The sequence below is a fragment of the Sutterella faecalis genome (genome assembly GCF_006337085.1).
GTDB classification, from domain to species: Bacteria; Pseudomonadota; Gammaproteobacteria; order Burkholderiales; family Burkholderiaceae_F; genus Sutterella; species Sutterella faecalis.
In genome coordinates this window covers 2,722,792-2,745,341 of sequence record NZ_CP040882.1, presented here as the reverse complement: position 1 = coordinate 2,745,341, position 22,550 = coordinate 2,722,792, and the positions used below count along the sequence as shown (strand labels likewise).

Genomic DNA, 22,550 nt, shown 5'->3' with positions numbered 1-22,550 from the left:
TTTGAGCGTGTTGCCGGCCTCTGCGGCACACATAGCCCGTTACAATACTCCCTGTTTTTTACGATTCGCACCCAGATTGAAGTTCTTTCTGCCATTTCCCCCCGATGGCGGCTCCAAAAGCACTTCAGCGAGACGAATGAAATGATGGACAGCAAATTCAATAAGCCCCTCATCCGCATCATCGACGACGACAGCGCCGTGCGCTCCTCGTGGTCGTTCCTCCTCTCGGGCGAAAACTACGAGTGCGCGGAATACAGCGACGCCGGCACGTTCCTTGCCTCTGCCGACTTCCGCCGTCCGGGCTGCATTCTCCTTGACGTGCGCATGCCTTCCATGTCGGGTCTTGAGCTCCAGAACAAGCTCAAGGACATCGGCTGCGATCTCCCGATCGTCTTCGTCTCCGGTCACGGCGACATCGACATGGCCGTCAATGCCGTGAAGAACGGCGCCTTCGACTTCATTGAGAAGCCGCCGAAGGAATCGCGCCTCATCGATACGATCGAAGCCGCTGTCGCGCGCAATAAAGCCATGCGGCGCGACCAGGCTGAAGTGGCCGACTTCAAGTCGCGCCTCGAGCAGCTCACCCAGCGCGAGCGCGAAGTGATCCGCATGGTCGCTCAGGGCTACTCCAACAAGGAAGTAGCTGCCGAATTCGGCATTTCTGAAAAAACCGTGCAGGTCCACCGCGGCAGCGCCTACAGGAAGCTTGACCTCCACAACGCTGCAGAAATTGCGCGTCTCCTGCTTCTTTCGGGCGATCCGCTCTGACGCCGATCCATCCGCCTCTCAAAGCGCTGCTCTTCCTTAGCGAACTGCGGCGCTTCGCATTTTCTGCTCCCGAAAAGCGCCTGCGCGCTCAAAGATTCGCGCATACTCTTCTAGTGAGTGAAGAGGCGCTTTTCGCAAGCCCCCAAAGCGGCTCCGTTCTCGCTCGAAACCCCCTCCGGGAACAACAAAAGTCCGCTCCAGAAACCGATTTCCCTTTTTTTGTTTTTAGGAGTCCTCATGAAGACCGACATCGAAATCGCACAGGAACACAAACTCATTCCGATCGATGAGCTTGCGCATTCCGCGGGCCTCACCGACGCCGAATTCGAACCCTACGGCCGCGACAAAGCCAAGGTTGAGCTTGATCCGTCCCGCAAGGAAAAAGGAAAGCTCATTCTGGTGACGGCCACTTCCGGAATGCCTGCGGGCTCGGGCAAGACCACCACCTCGATCGCGCTCGCTCAGGGCCTGAAGCGCATCGGCAGAAGCGCCGCGCTCGCCCTTCGCGAACCCTCGCTCGGCCCCGTCTTCGGCATGAAGGGCGGCGCCGCGGGCGGCGGCTACAGCCAGGTGCTCCCGATGGAGGCGATCAACCTCCACTTTACGGGCGACCTGCACGCCATCACCGCCGCCAACAACCTCCTCGCCGCGCTTCTCGACAATGCGCGCCATCAGGGCCAGGTTGTTCTCAAGGAAATCTTCTGGCGCCGCGTGATGGATGTGAACGAGCGCATGCTGCGCAACATCATCACGGGCCTCGGGGGCCCGGCCAACGGCATCCCGACTGAAGCGGGCTTCGACATCACGGCCGCTTCCGAACTCATGGCCGTTCTTTGCCTTGCCAACGACATGGAAGATCTGCGCGCGCGCATCGACCGCATCGTTCTCGGCCTGCGCCCCGACGGCACGCCCTTTACCTGCGCCGAACTCGGCGCCACGGGCGCACTCCTCGCGCTCCTTCTCGAAGCCTTCAAGCCCAACCTCGTTCAGTCGATTGAGGGGAACATCGCCTTCGTTCACGGCGGCCCCTTCGCCAACATCGCTCACGGCTGCAACTCCGTCGCCGCGACGCGCGCTGCGCTGAAGCTTGCCGACTACGCCGTTACGGAAGCGGGCTTCGGCTCGGACCTCGGCGCCGAAAAGTTCTTCAACATCAAGTGCCGCGCTGCCGGCTTCAAGCCCGCCGCAGTCGTGCTCGTGACCTCCACCCGCGCCCTCAAGTGGCACGGCGGCGTGCCGCTCCCCGAGATCGGCGCTCCCAACCTTGAAGCAGTCGAGCGCGGCCTCGTCAACCTCGACGCCCACATCGCCAACCTGCGCCACTTCGGCCCCAACATCGTCGTGTCGCTCAACCACTTCCACACCGATACGGATGAGGAAGTCGAAGCCATCCGCACGCGCTGCGCCGCGCTCGGCGTCCGCTTTGCGGTCTGCGACGGATTTGCGAAGGGCGGCGAAGGCGCGATGGAGCTCGCACGCGAAGTGGTCGAGGCTGCCGACGATCCGCATCCGCTCGTCCACACCTATGCCGAAGACGCTCCGGTCGTCGACAAGATCGAAGCCATCGTCACGCAGGTCTACGGCGGCGCCGGCGTCAAGCTCTCCGCTGCGGCCATGAAGGATCTGAAGCGCCTCTCCGACCTCGGCTACGACAGGCTCCCGGTCTGCGTCGCGAAGACCCCGTTCTCGCTCACGGCCGATCCGAAGGCGCTCGGCGCTCCGAAGGGCTTCGTCCTCCCGGTCGAACGCCTAATCCTCAATGCGGGTTCGGGCTTTGTCGTTGCCCTGGCCGGATCCATCATGCGCATGCCGGGCCTTCCGAAGCGACCCGCCGCCATGGGAATCGACGTCGTCAACGGCCGCATCACCGGCCTCGCCTGACAACGGCGCTCATGCTTCATCTGAGGAGACCTTCGGGTCTTCTCAGATGAGAATGGCAGAAAGGCTCCGGGACGAGTTCCGGGGCCTTTTCTTTTTTCCGCGCTCAATCACCCACAAGCGGCCGGCCGGGAAAGAGCCGGTCGAGCGTTCTCGCCCAATAGCGGGAACTCCTCACAAACTTGACGTGCGGAGAAATGGGATTCCTCGACGGGTCGAAGCTCGCATTGGCCGTCTTTTCGCCGCCGAGATAAAAGTCGAACGCCACCGGGTACTGCTTCACGAGGGCCGGCACGTAGTACTGCTCGAGCCCCCAGCGGTAGACGAGCGTCTGCCGGCAGGCCGAAGGCGGCGTATGGGCGGGGAGCTCCCGAACGTCAAAGCGCTTCTGCCGCAGAAGCTTCAGAAGGAGCGCATGCATCCCGGGCTCCTTTCCTTCGGGCGGCACCACGCAGAGCTCGTTGTCCGCAGTACTAATCGTGCCGTTCACATTGACGACGCTGCAGCCGTTGAGGAGGAGCACCGCCATCAGAAGGCTGCTGAAACCAGCAGATAGCCTGCGCGCAATCATGGAAAGAGCTCCTCGAAATGTACGAACTGAGTGGCTCAAAAGATAGCAGGAAGCCGGGACACTCGGAAAGCGGATCGTGCGGGGAAATGCAGATAGAGAAACGGCGGCCCGGGAAAGGAGAAAACCGGGCCGCCGCAAAAGGGCTGCGCATTTTCGTCGGCTTAAGGCTGAAAGCCTTTTCCTGACGTCTGCGCTGACTTTGGACTGCAGTCTTCTCCGTTGTCGGAAAAGTCCCGCAGTCGATGTCGCAGGTTCCGCCTGTCGCTGAATTTCTTCAGAAGCGCCTGCCGGGGACCAGCCGATCAATGCGCGCGGAAACCTTATCAACCACAAAAAGGAGAAAAAAGCACACTGAAGTGCAGCCATGAATGGAGTTGCCTCCGGCGTCATGGCACGTCATTTTGTTCGAAATACTGAAACGATTTTCAGCAATCGATCGAACCAACCGAACATATGTGCAGTATACATGAACAATTTTCACTTGGTCGTGTTAACGGGCAGCAAAAATGAGACTGCTAACCCACAGCGATAATGAGACTTTTTCTGCCCCTCTGGGTGACACCAGCAATCGGCAAGAGTTTCACAACAGCGCTGATCTTTTCAAGGAGGCGAAAAGCTACACAGCGGCTTTTCTGGTAACGCGCGAGCTCGCGGATTGGTTTGCGGGCATTGTGCTGGCCGAGCGCTCCACTTCGGCACCTGGCGGCGGTACCGGCATTTAGCCTACGGGCACTGAGGCAAGCTCTGTCAAGCGAACGTGGAATAAACGAGCGCGGCCTTCAGACGCGCGAAGCTTTATGCCGCGAAAGTCGCTTGACAGAAATCCCTGAGATATCATTTAGTTAAGGCGGATGCATCCAAGCGCAGCGCGCGGTGCATTCGCCTTAACGACCCACCATCTCAACGGTGCTTCAACCGTTGAGTTATCTCTTGGGCTTCAACTTTTCCTTGGCTGCTGCAATACGAGCATTGATTGCTTTCGCTTCTTCGATCTTTCGGTTCAGTTCCTCCCGTTTCGCCATCGCTTTCAGAGCCGATCTCCTTTGCATTTCGTGCCAGGGGCTCTTTTGCGTCGTTTCTGAGTCTCCTTTCTTTTGACGCCCCACTTCATCAACGCGGTGATTCAGTGTCTTGGCCGTTTCTTCCGGTGTTGCGACTGACATTTTCAATTTCGTTCTGTCGTGTTCCGTGAATTCGAGCACGTGGTAGCGTTTTCGGATTCTCGGCCCCTCTTTGGTGATCCGCTTGCGATGTTCAACCTCGTCGCACCAGAGGATTTCCACCCGCCCATCGGCATACTCCAGCAGATTGCACTCAGTCTTCATCATTGCTCCCCTCATGGAGCGGCCCACCCCGACAATCTGCAGTGTCTTGCTGCCGTAGGACACCGTCAGGTTCCTGCTGATCATACGTGTATGCCATCTGGCAAAGATCTGCTCAATGCGTTCTTTCGTTTCCTCCAGCAGCGGCGCGTGGCTATCCTTAGAGTCAGCGGGAGCAATTGCGAATTCTTGGTTATAGCTCGCCAGCAATTCCGGCATTCGTGAATTTGCTTCCGCCATATTTCTGATGCCCAGCACACGGAACTCTTTTGGCCATCGTCCCTGCAGCGTGCTGAATGTTCGCTCGACCCGCCCTTTGGCTTCTGGCGAATTAGCCCGTATCCCCGTTACCCCCAACTCCCGACAGACTCTTTGAAATTGTGTTTCCTCGGATTTTCCGCTCTTCGAGGGATTTACTGGGGCAAAGATGGAATGTCTGTCGCTGTACAGAGCCCATGGAATCCCATATTTTTCAATGTACTTATTCAGCAACTGAAGATATCCTTCAGATGTTTCTGTTGGATAGAAGCCGGCGACCATGATGCGGCTTGTTGCGTCATCGACAAAGATGAGAAGCGCGTAGCTGTTATCGTCTCCGGTTCCCTCGAACCATGGATGCGGACTGCCGTCAATTTGAATCAGTTCCCCAACGCTCGATCTGCGGCGGCGCAGCTTATGCGCGGTCGACCTGCGCTCCTTTGGAGTTTCTTCCGGACGAAGTGTTGTCAGGATTCGTCGTACCGTTTCAACGGAGACCTCAATACCCTCAATGAGCAAATACTTATGCAGGAGGGTTGCCTGGAAGCCCTCATATTTGCCTGTTGCAAACTCGATGATCCTCGCTCTGATCTGCGGATCGAGCTTATTGGCCGGAACACGATTCCCTTGACCGGTATGTGAGGGCAGCCGACCTGTCTCTCGCCAGTTCTTGAGATGCCGCATAAACGTGCTGCGAGGCATCTGCATCAATGTCTTGGCATCCTCAACGCTATAGAGATGCCTTTCGTAGCCTTCAAAAATTTCCTGAGGTGTCAGCCGAGGGATTTCGGACTCAACAACAGAAGGGCCCCGAGACTTTCTTGCTTGTTTCGACATAGCAGTCTCCTTGGTAATTAAGCCGAAGGGATTTCGACTTAATATCCAAGGAATACATTATGTTAAGAGGAAATACCATTGTCGATATTCAGCATATTCAGTAGTCTCATGCAGAGGTATCCTGTCTTATTGCTGTGGTATCTCATCTCATTTCGTCATGGCATCGGGTCCCATTCATTTGTATGCAGTTCTGCCGCTGGGGCAAGTAGTCTCAGTGCAGAGGTAAAGCTGACCAAGAGTGGTATGCCGTCTCATTCAGAGCGGTTTGCAGTCTCAATCCCTGTGGTAATCCATCTCTCTTTACGGAGGTATCGGGTCTCAGTGGTAATGGGTCTCGTGGTAGCGGAGGTATCCAGGCCAACAGGATGTTGGTATATCGTCCCGGTCAGATACGGTATATGGTCTCAAATCCTTGGCGTATCACGTCTCAAAGTCGTTGGCTAAACAGTCTCGTTTACGCTGACCGTTAACACAATTTTCACTTGGTCGTTCTATCAGCCTGAATGCAAAATAATAAATGCAACAAATTGTGTATTAAGCATAAATCCATATATATCAATCAATATATGAGTTATCAACCATGGATTTGCAGCTGTATGCAGACAACAAACGACGGCATCTACGGGTTTACCTTCATTGCTTTTTATGAATTGAAAATGCCAATTTCAATTGGATGATGCCCTGCACGTATTCGAACTTAAGTCTTCAGACGTAGGTATTTCCTTGATTTCTTACACTTCCTGAACGCATCCGGGGTGTATTATCGAATCAAGATGAAGCGATGTATCCGATCTCCGAGACCGGAGCTCCTTCCGGTCTCGTTCCAATATTGGCAAGGAGTTATTTATGCTTACGTCCTCTCAGATCGCCCTGATCAAGTCGTCAGCACCCGCCATCAAGGCGCATGGCCTCGAGATTACGACGCTCATGTACAGCCGCATGCTGGCCGAACACCCTGAGCTCTGCAACCTCTTCAATCTTTCTCATCAGGCTGCAGGTACGCAGCAGAAGACGCTTGCTCAGGCGCTCGCCGCATACGCCGCCCATATTGACGCGCTCGAAAATTTGAGCGGCGCCGTCCGGTTCATCGCCGAACGCCATGCCGCGCTCTGCGTGAAGCCCGAACACTATCAGATCGTCGGAAAGTGCCTTCTCGCCGCTGCTGAAAAAGTGCTGGGCGACGCGGCAACACCCGAATTGATCGCCGCCTGGGCGGCCGCCTACCAGCAGCTCGCCGACATCCTCATTGCAGCCGAAGCCGGCATTTATAAGGAAAAGGCGCAGATGGAGGGCGGCTGGAGCGGCTGGCGCACTTTCGACTGCGTCAACCGGGTCGAGGAATGCCCGGGCGTCGTCTCCTTCTACTTCATGCCTGCCGACGGCGGCCAGGTTCCCGACTACAAGGCCGGAGAATACGTGACGCTTCGCGTCTACGTCCCCGGACTCCAGGTTCTTCAGCCGCGCCAGTACACGCTCTCGCAGGCGAAGGGCTCCGGGATGCTGCGCATTACCGTGAAGGCCATTCGCGCGAAGGACGGCGCCCCTGCCGGCGTCGTTTCCAACCAGCTCGTCAATACGCTCAAGGTCGGCAATCAGGTTGAGCTCACCGCTCCGACGGGAACCTTCGTCATTGACGACGTGAAGGACGATCATCCGCTCGTTCTCATCGCCGCCGGCATCGGCATCACGCCGATGGTGGCGATGCTCGAGGAGCTCTCGACCGAAAATCCGCTCCGCTCGGTCCACTTCCTCTATTCGACGCAGAACAAGGCCGCGTATCCCCTCAGAGATACGGTCGATGCCGTCATGAAGGGGCTCCCCAGGGGCGCCAAGGCGGTCTTCTTCACGAAGCCCGGCCCCGACGACCATCTCGGTCAGGATTTCGACGCCTCCGGGCGCATCACGCCCGCCAGCATCCGCAACTTCTGTCAGGATCCGGATGCAGACTTCTATATCTGCGGGCCCGCCTCCTTCATGCAGGACATTACGGCAGCGCTTCGCCAGATCGGCGTGATTGAGCCCCGCATTCACACGGAAAGCTTCGGCGCCTGAATGAATGGATCTTCCGGAGAGGCCGCAGGGTCTTCCTCCGGAAGAAGCTTCACGGGTTCGTGAGGATTGCGGACCCGAATGCCGAAAGGCCGGTCAAGTCCGCTTCTATTGCGGACGCCGGCCTTTTCCATGGAATCCGGGGCCGGTTTCAGCGAACATCAAAGTCGCCCGGTTCAACGCCGAACCGGCGCGCAAAGATGACCGCGATCTCATGCGGAATCGTGCGCACGCCGCATTCAAAGTCGGAAATCCGGGTCTGCGTGGTGCCCGCAATTGCCGCCGCTTCCTTCTGCGTCATCCGGCATTCCGTGCGCAGGCGCTTGAGGAGCTTTCCCGGCAGTTCGCGGGCTGCGTTGTCTTCCGGCGACGTTTTCCGCGAGGGCGGCCGCGCGCCGTTGGCAAGTCCAACGAGCGCTGAAAGCGCCGTCTCCCATGCATCGGCTTCGCTCGTCCCGACCGCAATGCGGAATTCCGTTCTGCCGTCATCGTTGTCGATTCGCTCAAGCCGGATTGTCATCTCATGGACCTCTTGTTTACACTGCGCAGCAATACGTTGTCGCGCTATTTTAGCGGTCTCACGCCACTCTTCTTTTCAGAACCATTTTCATGTCCATCCGAAAAACACTCAACAATAAGCTTCACGACATCAAAAACGGTATCGGCGATCAGATTGAGGAGCTCAAGGCTGAAATCGACCGACGCTTCGGGAACTTAGGCCGCAGATCGGGCGATGAGATTCTGCGCGCGCTCCCCGAACCCAGCGGCATGACGATGCCGCTCATGGAGGCGCTTCAGGAACGCGAGTCCGAAAGGAGCTTCAGCAACGAACCGCTTCCCGACCAGCTCGTGAGCAACCTTCTTTTTGCCGCCGACGGCATCAACCGCAAGGGCGGCAAGAGAACCACGCCGACGGCGCTCAACTGGCGGGAAACGGATATTTATCTTCTGAAGGCAAACGGCATCTGGCGCTGGGTCCCGGAGCGCCGTGCACTCCTTTTCTGCGCGCTTCACGACATCCGCGAGGAGTCCTACATCCTCAACTCTCAGTTCACGCTTCCGCCCCTTGAGCTCGTCTACGTCACGAACTATTCGCGTACGAGGAGCCTCATCACGGACGCCGTAGAAACGATTGCGCCGAAAATCCGCAGCGCGGCCTTCAGCGAGGCAGCCATCCGGGAGCTGCGCATCCGTTCGACCAACATCGATGTGGGCGCAAAGATTCAGTCCGTCTATCTCGCTGCCGCCGCCATGGGCTTAAGCTGCGTCGCCCGCACGGGCTTCTCGGCCGAAAAGCTCGCCGCGAAGCTCCACCTCAAGCCCGACGAAGAGGTGGTGGCCGCCCAGTCGGTAGGCTACCCCGCAAAGTCGATTCTCGACCACATCAAATAATTGGAGTTCGTCCGAATCCCGGCCGATCTGTCGTCTATTCGTCGCCGCAATGCCTTCCCGGATTGCGGCGATTTTCTTTTCTCAGAGGCCGCCTTCCATTACTGGCCGACGCGGCCCGTTGCCCGCCCCTTCTCGTCGTACTGCCTGCCGGTGCGCGGGTCCGTGCGGCCTTCGTAGCGCCCTTTGGCGTCGTAGCGCCTGCCGTCCTCCGTCACTCGCCCGGTGCTGCGCCCTTTTTCGTCGAACATGCGCCCGGAGCTGTCGATGCGTCCCTGGTAGCGCCCCCTGGCGTCGTAAAGACGCCCGTCCTCCGTGCGCCTCCCCTCGTAGCGTCCGCGGGCATCGTACTGCTGCCCGTTCTCATTCACCCGGCCCTGGTAGCGGCCTTTCTCGTCGTAGATTCTCCCGGGCGGGTCCGTCAGCGAAAGCGTTCCGGCCGTCGTCGCGGGAAGGAACGACAGGGAAAGAAAGAGGCCGCCCGCAGCCGCAAGCAGCGATCGTCTCATTGTCTTTTTCTCATTCATGCCTTTTTCTCCTTTTCCTCTGTGGAATCTCTTTAATTCTGCACCTCTCCTCCGATAGTTCATGACGCAGGGACGCTTGATTGGGCGATTCCTCTCAGAAAACCACGGGATTTCCCTCATTTCGGCGTGCTACGATGCGCACCGAAAAATCCTTTCTTTTCTCTCTTTCCTTTTCCCCTTTATGACTGCCCCGCAGCGCGCGCGCTCAGGCTTTCGCGCCTGGCTTCCCGTCATCGGCCTCGCCTTTGCCGCCTTCGTCTTCAATACGTCGGAATTTCTTCCTGTCGGTCTTCTCCCCGATATGGCGAAGAGCCTCAATGAGACGGTTTCCTTCATGGGGCTCGTGATTACGGGCTACGCGTGGGTGGTGTCGATCATGTCGCTTCCGCTCGCGCTCGCGACCGCGAAGTTCGAACGCAGAAAGCTTCTGCTCTTTCTCCTCATCGTCTTCGCCTGCTGCCACTTTGCGGTGATCTTCGTCGACAGCTTTGCGACCCTCTATGCAACGCGCGTGGGCGTTGCCCTCACGCACTCCGTCTTCTGGTCGATCATGACGCCGCTTGCGGCCCGCATGGCGCCTGCGGGCAAACGCGCCGTGGGGCTCGCCGCCGTCATGGGCGGCACCATCGTCGCTACGGTTCTCGGCGTTCCGATCGGCACCAAGCTCGGGCACCTCTTCGGATGGGCCGAATCCTTCTTCATCATTGGTCTCGGCGCTGCGGTCTGCTTTGCGCTTCTCTGGATGGTGCTTCCGGAATGCCCGAGCACCAAGGCGGGCTCCATCAAGAGCCTTCCCGTGATTCTCAAGCGCCCCGCACTCCTGCAGCTCTATGCCCTCACGGCGATCACCGTGCTCGGACAGTTCACGGCCTACTCCTACATCAGCCCGATTCTGCAGCATGAGGGCGGCATGCTCGAGAACGACGTTGTCAACGTGCTCCTCATCTACGGACTCGCGGGCATCATCGGCACCGTCATCAGCTCGAAGACCGTCGACCGCTTCCCCTCGGGGTCGCTCACCGTTCCGCTCGTGCTCCTCGCGCTTTCGCTCTACCTCCTTGTACCGCTCTCTTCCTCCTGGGGGACGCTCCTCCCGCTCATTCTCGTCTGGGGCGCAGCTCAGACGGCCATCTGCATGGCATTCCAAACCGTGGTGCTCAACGTGGCGTCGGATGCGGCCGACGTGGCGACGTCGCTCTATTCCGGGATCTTCAATATCGGCATCGGCGGGGGCGCCTTCGTGGGGAGCCTTGTTTCGCAGCACTTCGGCTTTGCGCCCGTGAGTTTCGTCGGGGGCGGCTTCATCACGGTCTCGGCCGTCTTCTGCCTCGTGCTCCTCGCCAAGACGGGCTCGGCGATTCTGCCGCACGAGGACCTCTCGCGCGAACCCGGCACGGCCGTTCCGGAAGCGACCCGGAAAAAAGCCTGATCCGGACGGGATCCCCGCTTGATTTCCCCAAACACGAAAACGGGCGGAAGCTTCCAAACAAAGCTCCGCCCGTTTTCCTTGCTTCAAAGCACCCATCAGATGCGGATGCGCTCCGGCTCCGCATCGTCAAAGCGCGTCTCAATCACGCGGAAGCCCTGGGATTCGAGGGACGCCCGGCCATGCTTCGTCGTGATGAGGGTTGCGCCCTTGCCGATGAGCTGGCCCTTCTTCATGACGGTATTGCCCGCCACGATCGTTTCCACCACCTCCTGGGTCTCGAGCCTGAAGAGCGTCATGTCGGCCGCGGCTTCACCCGGCGTCAGATGCCCGCGGTCAAAGAGCCTCAGGTGGCGCGCGGGGTTGAGCGACGTCTTCTGCACGAACTCCGAAAGCGTAAGGGCGCCGAATTTGACGAGCGACAGACCGATCGAGATCTGCACGTTTCTCGGGATGCAGCCGCCATCCGTCGAGATCGCGTCGACCACAAAGGTGCCGTCGGGGCGCTTTGCTCCGGCAATCATGAGGCGCGAGAGCGCAGGATTGACGGGGAAGCTCCCGGCCGTCTTCGTCCCTGCCGCCTCCCAGAGGCGAAGCGCTTCGTCGCCCTCCGCGAGGTCGGAAATGATCCCGGTATCGCGCACGACGAAAAGAACGCCCTTTTTGATGGCGCCCCGGATGCCGTCCGCCGTGATTGGGAAGCCGTAGGTTTTAAGGCACGTGCGCGTCACGTGGTCGATCACCTCGCCCTTCTCGTCGCAGGTGAGGATCGTGCCGTTCATCGGACTCACGTAGCCTTCCGACCAGATGTTGGGATTGTCGATAAGGAGCTGAATGGCTTCTGCCGCTTCCGCCTCAACCGGATTGATGCGGCCGCGGCAGTAGGCGTTGATGTGGGCAAGGTGGAGCTTCAGGCCCTTCACGGCCTCAATCACCTCGCGCATGCCTTCAATATTGGAGCCCGCGGTCGTCGACCCCGCGTGCCAGGCAACGTAGACCCCCATTTCGTTCGCAATCTCAACCACGCTGCGGCAGGTCTCGAGCGGAAGCGGCCAGTGGCCGCCCATGAGCTTGACGCCGACCGAACCCGCTTCGACGGTTTTTTCGAGCCACGAGCGGATTTCCCCGCGCGTGGGCGAGAGCGTGCCGAAGAGGGCGTCCGGTGAAAAGCCTTCAATGGAGGCCACGTTGATGCCGGCCCCCGCATAGGGGATGGTTCCGAGAATGTCGGTAAAGGGACCGGCCATATCGAGGCAGGTGGTCACGCCTGCAAGGGCCGCCATGCGCTGACCGTAGGCCGATCCGAAAACGCTCCCGAGGTGCAGATGCGAATCAATGAGGCCCGGCATCAGAACAAGGCCGTCGGCTTCCTCATCCACTTTTCCCCGGCCGGCGAGCGATGTCGCCACGGCTGCGACGCGGCCGTCCTCAATGGCCACGTCCGCAATGCCGTCAAAGCCGTTCTTCGGGTCCACGACGCGAGCGCCGCGAATAATTCGATCCCACATGTCTGGTCTCCTTTTGTTGTCCCGGACGAAGCCTTCGACCTTCTCGCTTTCAGAGGTCTGAAAAATCGATTGTCCGTTCCCGATTGTCCGCTCGTCCGCTTCGCGGGAATCAGGGTCTGATTCCCGCCGCATCCTTTAATGATGCTCCCAAAATGCCGTCCTCAGGAAGGTCTTCAGCGATGGAGGCTGCGGGATTCGCGATCGCCTGCGTGTTCCCGGCGTAGATCCCCGCCCATCCGCGCACTCTCGCCTTCATTTCAGAGACGCCGAGAACTCCCATGGCAAATCCCTTTCTCACGAGTTCCGCCGGTACAAATTCGTCGTACTTCTCAAAGACCGGAATTTCTCCGGGATAGAGAAGCTCGAGCGGATCGTGCAGGTTTTCGGCCGCCTCGTAGATCGCGCGGAAGAATTCCGCCGCGCCCGACTTCATCCTGATGAGCATGAAGTAGGGGCGAGAAACGTCAAAGCTCTTGAGTCCGATCCTTCGGGCCGCATGAAGGCGGATCAAGCGCTCGAGCGCGAGGAAGGGATAGGTTCCGAGCCAGGGCATCAGGCACCAGAGGCCTTCGCCCAGCGGGATGAGCGGCGTATCCATCGCCCGCGCGCGAAAGGCGGCGAGCCTTCCCTCATGAAGGCGCTCCCGCGCGCCCTTCATGAGATAGGGATATTCAGCGTCGGAGCGCAGCACCGCGCACATCTTTTCAAGGATGTACGTGTTGATGTCGCCCGGGCAGAGCCCGAAGAAGGCAGGCACCGTCCCTTCGACCCGCGAGCACCAGACGACGTGGCGCTTCAGATCCACATCCTCGACGCGCCAGACGTGCCCGGCGATGGCGATTTTTTCGCCTGCCGGGGGCGGACGCACGATGGTGCCGAGCTCCTCGGATTCGCATCGAACGGAAAACTCTTCATTTTCCTGAAAGACCGCGTAAAAGCGGAAGCTTGAAAGCTGCCGTTCGCCCTGAAGCCCCACAATGAGGCCGCCCGACTCGGTGCGCTCGATCTGGTCGCTCGCGAGCAGCCCCCTCAGAAGCACCTTGTAGTCATCGGGAGAAATCCTTCGGAAGGCCGAAAGCGTCAAGACGCGCCCGGCAAGTTCTGCGGGCTTCATTTCGCCTTCCGACGCAAGCGTCATCATCGTCTGATGGTAGAGGAGACTGTAAGGAAGGCGGTCGAGCTTCGGCGGCTCCACCCAGCGGTCCTCGCGGTAGCACTCCACAACGGCAATCGCCTGCAGCAGCTTCCAGGGTATGGTTTCCGGGAGCATCGCCCGTGGTTCGGGTTCGTCCTCGCGGATCACGAACCACATTTCGGGCGGCTCTCCGCGGCGGCCCGTGCGTCCGAGGCGCTGAAGGAACCCCGAAACCGTAAAGGGCGCATCAATCTGAAAGGCGCGCTCAAGGCGCCCCACGTCGATTCCGAGCTCGAGCGTCGCCGTCGTGCAGGTGGTGACGCGCTTCTCCTCATCCTTCATGAGCGCTTCGGCGTCCGAGCGGATCGCGGTCGAGAGGTTCCCATGGTGAATGGCGAAGCGGTCGGGCTCGTGCCGCAGCTCGCAGTACTTGTGAAGGGTCGATGTGACGAGCTCGCACTCTTCTCTGGAATTCGAGAAGACGAGGCACTTTCGCCCGCGCGTATGCTCGAAGATGTATCCGATGCCGGGATCTGCTCCGCGGGGCGCGAGGTCGGAGGCGCGCGAGAGCTCTTCCTTTTCCGCCGCGCCGGGATGCGTCACGGCGCGGGCGTCGGAGGATACTTCCGTGACTTGTGCGTCCGGGGCGCGCTTTCCCTCCCCGCTCACCCAGAAATGCTCCATGGAAAGGCGCCAGCGCACCGGAGGCGAATCCACCTTCGGCACGATCGACGGCCGCTTCGAGCCGCTCCGCAGGAATTCCGCCGCGAGCGCCGTGTTCCCGATCGTGGCCGAGAGCCCGATGCGGCGGGGCTCCGTTCCCGCGAGCCGCGCGAGGCGCTCGATGAGGCACATGGTCTGAAGCCCCCGGTCGCTTCGCATGAGGGAGTGAATCTCATCGATCACGATGAAGCGGAGGTCCCCGAACAGCGTCGGAATCATCGCGTGCTTTCTCAGAAGCATTGCTTCGAGCGATTCGGGCGTGATCTGAAGCACCCCCGAGGGGTGTTCGAGAAGCTTCTTTTTCCTCGACTGCGCAACATCCCCGTGCCAGGACCAGACGGGAATGCCGCCTTCGGCGCAGAGGTCCGTCAGGCGCTCGAACTGGTCGTTGATGAGGGCCTTCAAGGGGGCAATGTAGAGCGCTCCCACGGAAGCGGAGGGATTTTCCGAGAGGAGCGTGAGGATCGGGAAAAAGGCGGCCTCGGTCTTCCCGGAAGCGGTCGATGCCGTGAGGAGCACGTGCGCGTCGGTATTGAAGACCGCATCCCCGGCCGCGACCTGGATCCCCCTCAGGCGCTCCCAGCCGTTCCTGTAAATGAAGTCCTGCACGAAGGGCGCATAGCGGCTGAAGATGGACGGCATGACGCTTCCCTCTCCTTCAGATGTCGAATTCCGCGAAGAGCTTGTTCCCCTCTTCGCCCGCATCCGCCTTCCCCGCGGCTATGAAGTCGTCGCGCTTGAAGAGCGTCTCCACCGTGAGGTCCGGATGCTGCATGAAGAGGTTGAGCGCCTCGATGAAGTCGCGGATGATTTCGCGCGGCGTCAGGTGGCTCGACGCCCCCTCGCGGTCGTATTCGATCTCGAGGAACCGCGCGAAATCCTTTTCGCCGAGCTTCGCTTCATAGCCGTAAAGACCGGCATGCATGTGCGCGAGCTTTTCAATGAGGACGAGAAGCTCCTCGGTCGTGAGGGGCTCGAGCCGGATGACGGGCGACATCAGATCCTGGCGGCCTTCCTCGCTGAAGCGCCCGGAGGCGAGGCGCGAGCGAAGCGCCTCGTAGCTGAAGAGCCCGCGGCGCTGATCCTCCACCGCCTGGGGCGTGCCTCCCATCAGAATGCCGAGGTAGCGCGCGCGTCCCTGAAGCGCGTCGTTGTAGATCGTGAGGACTTTTTCGTAGTTGTACTGGCGGGAAATGCTGTTGGGGATCTTGTAGAGGTTGACGAGTTCATCGATGAGAACGAGAAGTCCCGAATATCCCGCGCCCCGCAGAAAGAGCGCAAAGATCTTCACGAAGTCGTACCAGTTGTCGTCCGTGACGATGAGGCTGACGCCGAGGTCGCGCTTCGCATCTGCGCGCGCAGCGTATTCGCCGCGAAGCCACTTCACGATATTGGCGCGCACCTCGTCCTCGCCCTCCGTCATCGCGCGGAAGTAGCGAACGAGAAGTGCCGAGAATTCATACCCGTGCACGACTTCGCCGAGCTTTGCGATCTGCGCGAGGATGCGGCTCTCGCCCTGCGCGAGATAGAGAGGATTCCCCGGAAGAATGTTCTCTTCAGCGAGCCCCGCGCGAATTGCGCTCATCCATCGCTCGAGGATGAGCGTAAGCGCTCCGCCCTCCGGCATTGTCTTAGTCGCGAGATTCTGCATGAGCTCCTTATAGGTCGCGAGCCCCTGGCCCTTCGTCCCCTGAAGGCGGCGTTCGGGCGAGAGGTCCGCGTCAGCCACGACGAACCCGCGGTCCATCGCATAGGCACGTATCGTCTGGAGCAGAAAGCTCTTGCCGCTCCCGTAGCGGCCTGTGATGAAGCGCACCGATGCGCCGCCCTCGCTCACGATCTCGATGTCGGACAAAAGCGCATCGATTTCCTTCTTGCGGCCTACGGCAATGTAGGGGAGTCCGATGCGCGGCACAACGCCGCCCTTGAGGGCATTCAATACCGTGCGTGCAATGCGCTTTGGAATTTTCTGCTCTTGAGCCATATTTTCTTTGTTTAATTAAAACTGATACCAAACAACACCTTTCTGCCGTCGTCAGGAATCCTGAAGCAGTTCCCGCAGATCCTCAGCATAGTCTTCTATGAGGACAAGCTTCCCGCCGACAACCTCGAGGATTGCGTCGCCGAACGCATCGTAGAGCTTTTCGTTGAGGCGGTCCGCGGTCATTTCAGGAGAGAGCCCGCCGGGGAGTTCCGTCGGACGGATGCCGTCAAGAAGGCGCTGAAGCAGCTTTCGGTCCTCGCTCGCAAGCATTTCCGAATTTGCCGGTTTTTTCTCCAAAGCGTCCCCGACTTCTGCGGCTTCAGGTGCGCCTCGATCAGTATCTTCCGCCAATGCGGCAGCCGTTGTCGCAGTGAATGCGTTCTCACTGGTTTTTAGAGCTTCCTCTTTCAATGCCGCCTGAGCGGCGCCTTCCGCACATGGAAGCGCCTCTTCGAAAGGCTCCTCAACAATCAGTTTTTCCTGTGTTTCGAGCGCATCCGCACGAATGCCCGCCAGGCGCCCGAAATCGAGCTGCCGCACGGGGTTGGCGGCCTTTCGCCTTGCCTCGTCCCAGTCGCTCAGCACCTCACGGACGGCACGGGTGAAGTCTCCCGTCGGATCGGAAACCGTGAGTTTTCTTTTATATCCGGAGGCATTGCGAAGCTCCGCATCCACCACCTTCAGAAAGGCGCTGATCTCGGGCAATGTCGCGCGTTCGGGGAAGAGCTCCTCGAGCCGCCAGCTGCCCCTTTCGCAAACCCAGCGCTTGAAGGACGAAATCGTATAGATGCGGTCTTCCGGGCGGCGGGAAAAATCAAAGACTGCAGAAGCAAAAAGTTCCGCGTCCCTTCTGTAGCGCGTGCCGAACCAACGGTCGGTGCCCAATGCCCGGCGGGCCCTGAGCTTCAGAAAGCCTTCAAGGACGAGCCGCTTCATTGCCTTTTCGTGTCCCGTCCAGAAGGAGGATTTTTCGAGCTTATAGGACGAACGCGCGTTGAGGAGCTGAAAGGTTTCTTCAGCGAATTCCGGGTCGGCATCAAACCTCACTCCTCTCTCGAGCTTCTCAACAACTTCGGCTGTCTCACGGTCGGATTTCGGCACATATTCGCGGCGCATGAGATCCTGATCGAGCCCCTCGTAGACCACGAGGTCGTCAAGCCACTGCGGTACATAGCGATCGAGCGTGAAGTCGAGTTTGCGGTACTCCTCCCAGAAGGCGGAGAGTTTTTCCCAGGCGTCCTGAGGCCCCGAAGCGCCCGCGCCGTTCAGAAGCTCATAGACGTAAACAAATGCAAAGGAAACGGGGGATCCCATCTTCCGTTCGCCCGCCTTCCAGCGGGTGCGCCAGGAAAAATAGGAAAGAAGCTGCGGCCCGGACATGCGGGCATAAGTGGGGTAATAGGCCGAAAACCACGACCGGTAGAGATCCGGGAGCTCCCAGTCCGCCATGAATTCCGCCTGAAGCCTGAAGATGCGCTCCTCGCCCTGACCGTTTGCCTCCGCCCTGGCGCCGAGCTCGAGCATTTTCCGAACGCGTTCGGGAAGGCTCCCTTCCTCAGCGCGCTTGGCCTCAAGCCTCTCCTCATGCCTTGGAATGATTTCATCCGTAAAAATGCGATCTTCCATTCTCTCATTTCTCTCTTTTTGAGACGCAAAGAATACCCGCGAATAGAGGCTTGCGCTCCGCGCTTATCCCGGCGCCTTCCGCTAGGATTCTTCCATAACGACTTCGCGGGAGAAGCAGAAAATGGAAATGCTTGATAAAGCCCAGCCGGACCTTAGTCTTGACGAATTAAGGTTTCTCGTAACGCTCTTTGAAACGCAGAGCCTTACGCAGGCGGCAAGCAGCCGCGGGCTCAGCATGGGCGTAGCCTCAAGGCGCCTCTCGGCGCTGCGGGAAGCTTTTCAGGACGAGCTTTTCGTGCGTTCGGGACTGCAGATGCTCCCGACGGCACGCATGCGGGCGATGCTCCCGAAGGTTCTGAATCTTCTCTCGCTCTCTCAATCGTTATTCAGCAGCGACGCCTTCGACCTTGCCAACACCCGCCGCACCGTGAGAATTCTCGGCGTCGACAACGCCGTCATGACCATTCTTCGGGAAGCCATCGGACGCTTCGCGAAGGACGCTCCCAACGCCACGATTGAGATCAGGGCCATCGACTCGCAGATGTTTGAGCTTCTGCGCACGGGCCGGGCCGATATTGCAATCTACCCGCTTAAAACCGTGCCGAAGGACTTCCATGTGGTCGAGCTCTACCATTCCCGCCGCGGCATTCTCGTGAGGAAAGGCCATCCCCTCATTGATCTCTACAACAAGAAAGGGTTCATAAGCGCTGAAGATCTTCATCCCTACCGCAAGGTGGAAATGAATCATGCCGGCGCACCGGACTTCGGGCCGGCGGTCGACCCTCCGCAGGAAGTCGGCATCTCGATGCCCTACTTTCTCGCGGTTCCCTATGCGCTCATGGAGACGGACTTCACCTACATTGCTCCCGTCCTCACGCTCCTCAACTTCCTGCGCGACGATCGCTATGAACTGCGCATGCTCCCGGCGCCTCAGCAGATGAGCGCCTTTACGCCCTCCGTCGTCTGGCACAAAGGCACGCATTCCGACCCCTTCCTGCAATGGGTGCGGGGCGTTATTGTCGGCAGCGCCAGAGCAGAAGCAAGGCGTCTGGGCGTTGTGGAAGAGCCCGAAATCTGAAGCCTCTGCTTGCATATTTTTGAGCGGCGTGCTTTCGCCCGGGATGTATGCTTTCTCTCAGGCAGCCGTTCCTCAGGCCGCTTCATTTTCCTTCGGAGCATTCTTCATGCGCTCACGTTTACTCACGAGCACCGTTCTCGCGCTCACGCTGCTTTCGGGCTGCACCACCTATGTGCAGGTATCGAGTGATCCGGAAGGCGCCATGATTTCAAGTGCAGAAGGCTCAACCACTTATGGCAGAGCCCCCATCAGCATTCCCTTCGACAAGGATGCGCTTGAAGCATCAGGCGGACGCATTCCCGGATTCATCGCCACTTGGCCTTCCGGAGCGCGCGCGCAAACAGAAAATCCCTACACCGTCATGGATTTCCGCTACGGCGCCCAAATTGAACTCAAGCGCCCGGCTGATGTTCCGGGGCTTGATGAAGATCTCAAGTTTGCCCTTGGACGCGCTCAGGAGCGCGCCCGGGCGGCAGAGGCGGAAAGAGACCGCATGCGTCTCTACATGGACAACAGCTGGTTCTGGGGTCCGCGCTTCGTGCCCGGGTTTTATTACTGGCCGTAGCGAGTGCTCAGCGCTTAGGCATGATGGTGATCTGAAGACCCATGGCGTGATAAACCCGCATCAAGGTCGAAAAGGTCGGATTGCCCCGGTCGCTCAGCGAACGATAGAGCTGAGCGCGGTTAAGTCCGGTCGCGGCGGAAATCTCTGCCATCCCTTGATACCGGGCTAATTCCCCCGACTGACGAACAGCCTCATCAACATTGGCTTCGCTAAGCGCATGATTCAGCGCCTGAATCATTTTCAGGCGGACCCGGTCCTCTTCATCCTTTTGCGGCTTCGCCTTTAAGGTTGTAGGTTTCTTTTTGTCTGGAAAATGCATGCCTTCTCCTCTTTTTCAGCCGACTGCTTCCCCTCCTCGCGGGCCTGGCTTCCCGACACTCGAAAGCGTCGGGAAGAAGTCAGCGGGCGAGCTGAGGAGAGACAGTCCCTCCCCTCAAAGGGCTTCTATGGTTCAGAAGAGCCAACGGAAACCTGCATTCAGTTCCCAGCTGTTTCCGATGTCGTCGCCGAACGGACGCTCGGCATCGACGAAGAATGAGTAGTTGTCGCCAGCCCGGTAGGTGAAGCCGAGACCTACGTTGTTAACGGGCAGCAAAAATGAGACTGCTAACCCACAGCGATAATGAGACTTTTTCTGCCCCTCTGGGTGACACTAGCAATCGGCAAGAGTTTCACAACAGCGCTGATCTTTTCAAGGAGGCGAAAAGCTACACAGCGGCTTTTCTGGTAACGCGCGAGCTCGCGGATTGGTTTGCGGGCATTGTGCTGGCCGAGCGCTCCACTTCGGCACCTGGCGGCGGTACCGGCATTTAGCCTACGGGCACTGAGGCAAGCTCTGTCAAGCGAACGTGGAATAAACGAGCGCGGCCTTCAGACGCGCGAAGCTTTATGCCGCGAAAGTCGCTTGACAGAAATCCCTGAGATATCATTTAGTTAAGGCGGATGCATCCAAGCGCAGCGCGCGGTGCATTCGCCTTAACGACCCACCATCTCAACGGTGCTTCAACCGTTGAGTTATCTCTTGGGCTTCAACTTTTCCTTGGCTGCTGCAATACGAGCATTGATTGCTTTCGCTTCTTCGATCTTTCGGTTCAGTTCCTCCCGTTTCGCCATCGCTTTCAGAGCCGATCTCCTTTGCATTTCGTGCCAGGGGCTCTTTTGCGTCGTTTCTGAGTCTCCTTTCTTTTGACGCCCCACTTCATCAACGCGGTGATTCAGTGTCTTGGCCGTTTCTTCCGGTGTTGCGACTGACATTTTCAATTTCGTTCTGTCGTGTTCCGTGAATTCGAGCACGTGGTAGCGTTTTCGGATTCTCGGCCCCTCTTTGGTGATCCGCTTGCGATGTTCAACCTCGTCGCACCAGAGGATTTCCACCCGCCCATCGGCATACTCCAGCAGATTGCACTCAGTCTTCATCATTGCTCCCCTCATGGAGCGGCCCACCCCGACAATCTGCAGTGTCTTGCTGCCGTAGGACACCGTCAGGTTCCTGCTGATCATACGTGTATGCCATCTGGCAAAGATCTGCTCAATGCGTTCTTTCGTTTCCTCCAGCAGCGGCGCGTGGCTATCCTTAGAGTCAGCGGGAGCAATTGCGAATTCTTGGTTATAGCTCGCCAGCAATTCCGGCATTCGTGAATTTGCTTCCGCCATATTTCTGATGCCCAGCACACGGAACTCTTTTGGCCATCGTCCCTGCAGCGTGCTGAATGTTCGCTCGACCCGCCCTTTGGCTTCTGGCGAATTAGCCCGTATCCCCGTTACCCCCAACTCCCGACAGACTCTTTGAAATTGTGTTTCCTCGGATTTTCCGCTCTTCGAGGGATTTACTGGGGCAAAGATGGAATGTCTGTCGCTGTACAGAGCCCATGGAATCCCATATTTTTCAATGTACTTATTCAGCAACTGAAGATATCCTTCAGATGTTTCTGTTGGATAGAAGCCGGCGACCATGATGCGGCTTGTTGCGTCATCGACAAAGATGAGAAGCGCGTAGCTGTTATCGTCTCCGGTTCCCTCGAACCATGGATGCGGACTGCCGTCAATTTGAATCAGTTCCCCAACGCTCGATCTGCGGCGGCGCAGCTTATGCGCGGTCGACCTGCGCTCCTTTGGAGTTTCTTCCGGACGAAGTGTTGTCAGGATTCGTCGTACCGTTTCAACGGAGACCTCAATACCCTCAATGAGCAAATACTTATGCAGGAGGGTTGCCTGGAAGCCCTCATATTTGCCTGTTGCAAACTCGATGATCCTCGCTCTGATCTGCGGATCGAGCTTATTGGCCGGAACACGATTCCCTTGACCGGTATGTGAGGGCAGCCGACCTGTCTCTCGCCAGTTCTTGAGATGCCGCATAAACGTGCTGCGAGGCATCTGCATCAATGTCTTGGCATCCTCAACGCTATAGAGATGCCTTTCGTAGCCTTCAAAAATTTCCTGAGGTGTCAGCCGAGGGATTTCGGACTCAACAACAGAAGGGCCCCGAGACTTTCTTGCTTGTTTCGACATAGCAGTCTCCTTGGTAATTAAGCCGAAGGGATTTCGACTTAATATCCAAGGAATACATTATGTTAAGAGGAAATACCATTGTCGATATTCAGCATATTCAGTAGTCTCATGCAGAGGTATCCTGTCTTATTGCTGTGGTATCTCATCTCATTTCGTCATGGCATCGGGTCCCATTCATTTGTATGCAGTTCTGCCGCTGGGGCAAGTAGTCTCAGTGCAGAGGTAAAGCTGACCAAGAGTGGTATGCCGTCTCATTCAGAGCGGTTTGCAGTCTCAATCCCTGTGGTAATCCATCTCTCTTTACGGAGGTATCGGGTCTCAGTGGTAATGGGTCTCGTGGTAGCGGAGGTATCCAGGCCAACAGGATGTTGGTATATCGTCCCGGTCAGATACGGTAT

Annotated in this window: 19 protein-coding genes; 8 read left to right on the top strand and 11 right to left on the bottom strand. The window is 58.5% G+C overall.

The features are described from left to right. Positions 1 to 141: 141 nt before the first annotated feature. Entirely contained in the window at positions 142 to 768 is a 627-nt protein-coding gene (locus tag FG381_RS11460; RefSeq protein ID WP_226960285.1) for a response regulator transcription factor, read from the top strand. A gap of 237 nt (positions 769 to 1,005) precedes the next feature. Further along, entirely contained in the window at positions 1,006 to 2,649 is a 1,644-nt protein-coding gene (locus FG381_RS11455; protein WP_139688912.1) for a formate--tetrahydrofolate ligase, read from the top strand. A 103-nt stretch (positions 2,650 to 2,752) separates the two neighbouring features. Here the strand turns inward: FG381_RS11455 and FG381_RS11450 are convergent, their stop codons facing one another. Then, a complete protein-coding gene (locus FG381_RS11450) occupies positions 2,753 to 3,217 on the bottom strand; it encodes a hypothetical protein (RefSeq protein WP_139688911.1) in 465 nt (154 codons plus the stop codon). Between the two features lie 506 nt (positions 3,218 to 3,723). Between FG381_RS11450 and FG381_RS11445 the strand changes: the two genes are divergently transcribed. Further along, on the top strand, positions 3,724 to 3,939 hold the full coding sequence (locus FG381_RS11445; RefSeq protein WP_139687002.1) for a hypothetical protein: 216 nt from the start codon (positions 3,724 to 3,726) through the stop codon (positions 3,937 to 3,939). Positions 3,940 to 4,140: 201 nt separating this feature from the next. Here the strand turns inward: FG381_RS11445 and FG381_RS11440 are convergent, their stop codons facing one another. Further along, a complete protein-coding gene (locus FG381_RS11440; RefSeq protein WP_139687003.1) occupies positions 4,141 to 5,634 on the bottom strand; it encodes an ISNCY family transposase in 1,494 nt (497 codons plus the stop codon). Between the two features lie 846 nt (positions 5,635 to 6,480). Here FG381_RS11440 and hmpA point away from each other — a divergent pair. Then, positions 6,481 to 7,686: an NO-inducible flavohemoprotein gene (hmpA, locus tag FG381_RS11435; protein ID WP_139688910.1), complete on the top strand. Its 1,206-nt coding sequence runs from the start codon at positions 6,481 to 6,483 to the stop codon at positions 7,684 to 7,686. Positions 7,687 to 7,834: 148 nt separating this feature from the next. Here hmpA and FG381_RS11430 read toward each other — a convergent pair whose 3' ends face one another. Beyond that, complete coding sequence (locus FG381_RS11430; protein WP_139688909.1) at positions 7,835 to 8,203, bottom strand: helix-turn-helix domain-containing protein; 369 nt, start codon at positions 8,201 to 8,203, stop codon at positions 7,835 to 7,837. A gap of 89 nt (positions 8,204 to 8,292) precedes the next feature. Between FG381_RS11430 and FG381_RS11425 the strand changes: the two genes are divergently transcribed. Further along, the gene (locus tag FG381_RS11425; RefSeq protein WP_139688908.1) at positions 8,293 to 9,075 is read left to right on the top strand and encodes a nitroreductase family protein; all 783 of its coding nucleotides are present in this window, start codon (positions 8,293 to 8,295) and stop codon (positions 9,073 to 9,075) included. Positions 9,076 to 9,173: 98 nt separating this feature from the next. Here FG381_RS11425 and FG381_RS11420 read toward each other — a convergent pair whose 3' ends face one another. After that, positions 9,174 to 9,581, bottom strand: coding sequence for a hypothetical protein (locus tag FG381_RS11420; RefSeq protein ID WP_139688907.1), 408 nt, complete (start codon positions 9,579 to 9,581; stop codon positions 9,174 to 9,176). A 199-nt stretch (positions 9,582 to 9,780) separates the two neighbouring features. Between FG381_RS11420 and FG381_RS11415 the strand changes: the two genes are divergently transcribed. Then, positions 9,781 to 11,028: a sugar transporter gene (locus FG381_RS11415; RefSeq protein WP_139688906.1), complete on the top strand. Its 1,248-nt coding sequence runs from the start codon at positions 9,781 to 9,783 to the stop codon at positions 11,026 to 11,028. Between the two features lie 95 nt (positions 11,029 to 11,123). Here FG381_RS11415 and FG381_RS11410 read toward each other — a convergent pair whose 3' ends face one another. From FG381_RS11410 to FG381_RS11395, 4 genes are all read right to left on the bottom strand, one after another. Next, positions 11,124 to 12,533 (bottom strand): amidohydrolase family protein, encoded by a 1,410-nt coding sequence (locus tag FG381_RS11410; RefSeq protein ID WP_139688905.1) that lies wholly within the window; start codon positions 12,531 to 12,533, stop codon positions 11,124 to 11,126. Positions 12,534 to 12,642: 109 nt separating this feature from the next. Beyond that, the gene (locus FG381_RS11405; RefSeq protein WP_139688904.1) at positions 12,643 to 15,033 is read right to left on the bottom strand and encodes a DEAD/DEAH box helicase; all 2,391 of its coding nucleotides are present in this window, start codon (positions 15,031 to 15,033) and stop codon (positions 12,643 to 12,645) included. A gap of 16 nt (positions 15,034 to 15,049) precedes the next feature. Beyond that, positions 15,050 to 16,375, bottom strand: a complete 1,326-nt coding sequence (locus FG381_RS11400) for an ATP-binding protein (protein WP_139688903.1) — start codon at positions 16,373 to 16,375, stop codon at positions 15,050 to 15,052. Positions 16,376 to 16,426: 51 nt separating this feature from the next. Next, complete coding sequence (locus tag FG381_RS11395; RefSeq protein ID WP_139688902.1) at positions 16,427 to 18,001, bottom strand: TerB N-terminal domain-containing protein; 1,575 nt, start codon at positions 17,999 to 18,001, stop codon at positions 16,427 to 16,429. Positions 18,002 to 18,122: 121 nt separating this feature from the next. On the opposite strand from FG381_RS11395, the gene FG381_RS11390 reads away from it, so the two are divergent. Both FG381_RS11390 and FG381_RS11385 read left to right on the top strand, forming a co-directional pair. Further along, a complete protein-coding gene (locus tag FG381_RS11390) occupies positions 18,123 to 19,079 on the top strand; it encodes a LysR family transcriptional regulator (RefSeq protein WP_139688901.1) in 957 nt (318 codons plus the stop codon). Between the two features lie 106 nt (positions 19,080 to 19,185). After that, entirely contained in the window at positions 19,186 to 19,644 is a 459-nt protein-coding gene (locus tag FG381_RS11385; RefSeq protein WP_139688900.1) for a hypothetical protein, read from the top strand. Between the two features lie 7 nt (positions 19,645 to 19,651). Here FG381_RS11385 and FG381_RS11380 read toward each other — a convergent pair whose 3' ends face one another. The 3 genes from FG381_RS11380 to FG381_RS11370 form a co-directional block, all read right to left on the bottom strand. Then, positions 19,652 to 19,963, bottom strand: a complete 312-nt coding sequence (locus FG381_RS11380; protein WP_139688899.1) for an addiction module antidote protein — start codon at positions 19,961 to 19,963, stop codon at positions 19,652 to 19,654. Positions 19,964 to 20,095: 132 nt separating this feature from the next. Next, positions 20,096 to 20,239 carry an autotransporter outer membrane beta-barrel domain-containing protein gene (locus FG381_RS11375; RefSeq protein ID WP_139688898.1) on the bottom strand — a complete coding sequence of 48 codons (144 nt, stop codon included), beginning with the start codon at positions 20,237 to 20,239 and terminating at the stop codon, positions 20,096 to 20,098. A 419-nt stretch (positions 20,240 to 20,658) separates the two neighbouring features. Beyond that, the gene (locus tag FG381_RS11370) at positions 20,659 to 22,152 is read right to left on the bottom strand and encodes an ISNCY family transposase (RefSeq protein ID WP_139687003.1); all 1,494 of its coding nucleotides are present in this window, start codon (positions 22,150 to 22,152) and stop codon (positions 20,659 to 20,661) included. Between the last annotated feature and the right edge of the window lie 398 nt (positions 22,153 to 22,550).

What these genes read in the sequence shown, in the direction of transcription:
- FG381_RS11460 (WP_226960285.1), top strand. Translation starts at nt 142, where the DNA reads ATGATGGACAGCAAATTCAATAAGCCCCTCATCCGCATCATCGACGAC.
- FG381_RS11455 (WP_139688912.1), top strand. Translation starts at nt 1,006, where the DNA reads ATGAAGACCGACATCGAAATCGCACAGGAACACAAACTCATTCCGATC.
- FG381_RS11450 (WP_139688911.1), bottom strand. Translation starts at nt 3,217, where the DNA reads ATGATTGCGCGCAGGCTATCTGCTGGTTTCAGCAGCCTTCTGATGGCG.
- FG381_RS11445 (WP_139687002.1), top strand. Translation starts at nt 3,724, where the DNA reads ATGAGACTGCTAACCCACAGCGATAATGAGACTTTTTCTGCCCCTCTG.
- FG381_RS11440 (WP_139687003.1), bottom strand. Translation starts at nt 5,634, where the DNA reads ATGTCGAAACAAGCAAGAAAGTCTCGGGGCCCTTCTGTTGTTGAGTCC.
- hmpA (WP_139688910.1), top strand. Translation starts at nt 6,481, where the DNA reads ATGCTTACGTCCTCTCAGATCGCCCTGATCAAGTCGTCAGCACCCGCC.
- FG381_RS11430 (WP_139688909.1), bottom strand. Translation starts at nt 8,203, where the DNA reads ATGACAATCCGGCTTGAGCGAATCGACAACGATGACGGCAGAACGGAA.
- FG381_RS11425 (WP_139688908.1), top strand. Translation starts at nt 8,293, where the DNA reads ATGTCCATCCGAAAAACACTCAACAATAAGCTTCACGACATCAAAAAC.
- FG381_RS11420 (WP_139688907.1), bottom strand. Translation starts at nt 9,581, where the DNA reads ATGAGACGATCGCTGCTTGCGGCTGCGGGCGGCCTCTTTCTTTCCCTG.
- FG381_RS11415 (WP_139688906.1), top strand. Translation starts at nt 9,781, where the DNA reads ATGACTGCCCCGCAGCGCGCGCGCTCAGGCTTTCGCGCCTGGCTTCCC.
- FG381_RS11410 (WP_139688905.1), bottom strand. Translation starts at nt 12,533, where the DNA reads ATGTGGGATCGAATTATTCGCGGCGCTCGCGTCGTGGACCCGAAGAAC.
- FG381_RS11405 (WP_139688904.1), bottom strand. Translation starts at nt 15,033, where the DNA reads ATGCCGTCCATCTTCAGCCGCTATGCGCCCTTCGTGCAGGACTTCATT.
- FG381_RS11400 (WP_139688903.1), bottom strand. Translation starts at nt 16,375, where the DNA reads ATGGCTCAAGAGCAGAAAATTCCAAAGCGCATTGCACGCACGGTATTG.
- FG381_RS11395 (WP_139688902.1), bottom strand. Translation starts at nt 18,001, where the DNA reads ATGGAAGATCGCATTTTTACGGATGAAATCATTCCAAGGCATGAGGAG.
- FG381_RS11390 (WP_139688901.1), top strand. Translation starts at nt 18,123, where the DNA reads ATGGAAATGCTTGATAAAGCCCAGCCGGACCTTAGTCTTGACGAATTA.
- FG381_RS11385 (WP_139688900.1), top strand. Translation starts at nt 19,186, where the DNA reads ATGCGCTCACGTTTACTCACGAGCACCGTTCTCGCGCTCACGCTGCTT.
- FG381_RS11380 (WP_139688899.1), bottom strand. Translation starts at nt 19,963, where the DNA reads ATGCATTTTCCAGACAAAAAGAAACCTACAACCTTAAAGGCGAAGCCG.
- FG381_RS11370 (WP_139687003.1), bottom strand. Translation starts at nt 22,152, where the DNA reads ATGTCGAAACAAGCAAGAAAGTCTCGGGGCCCTTCTGTTGTTGAGTCC.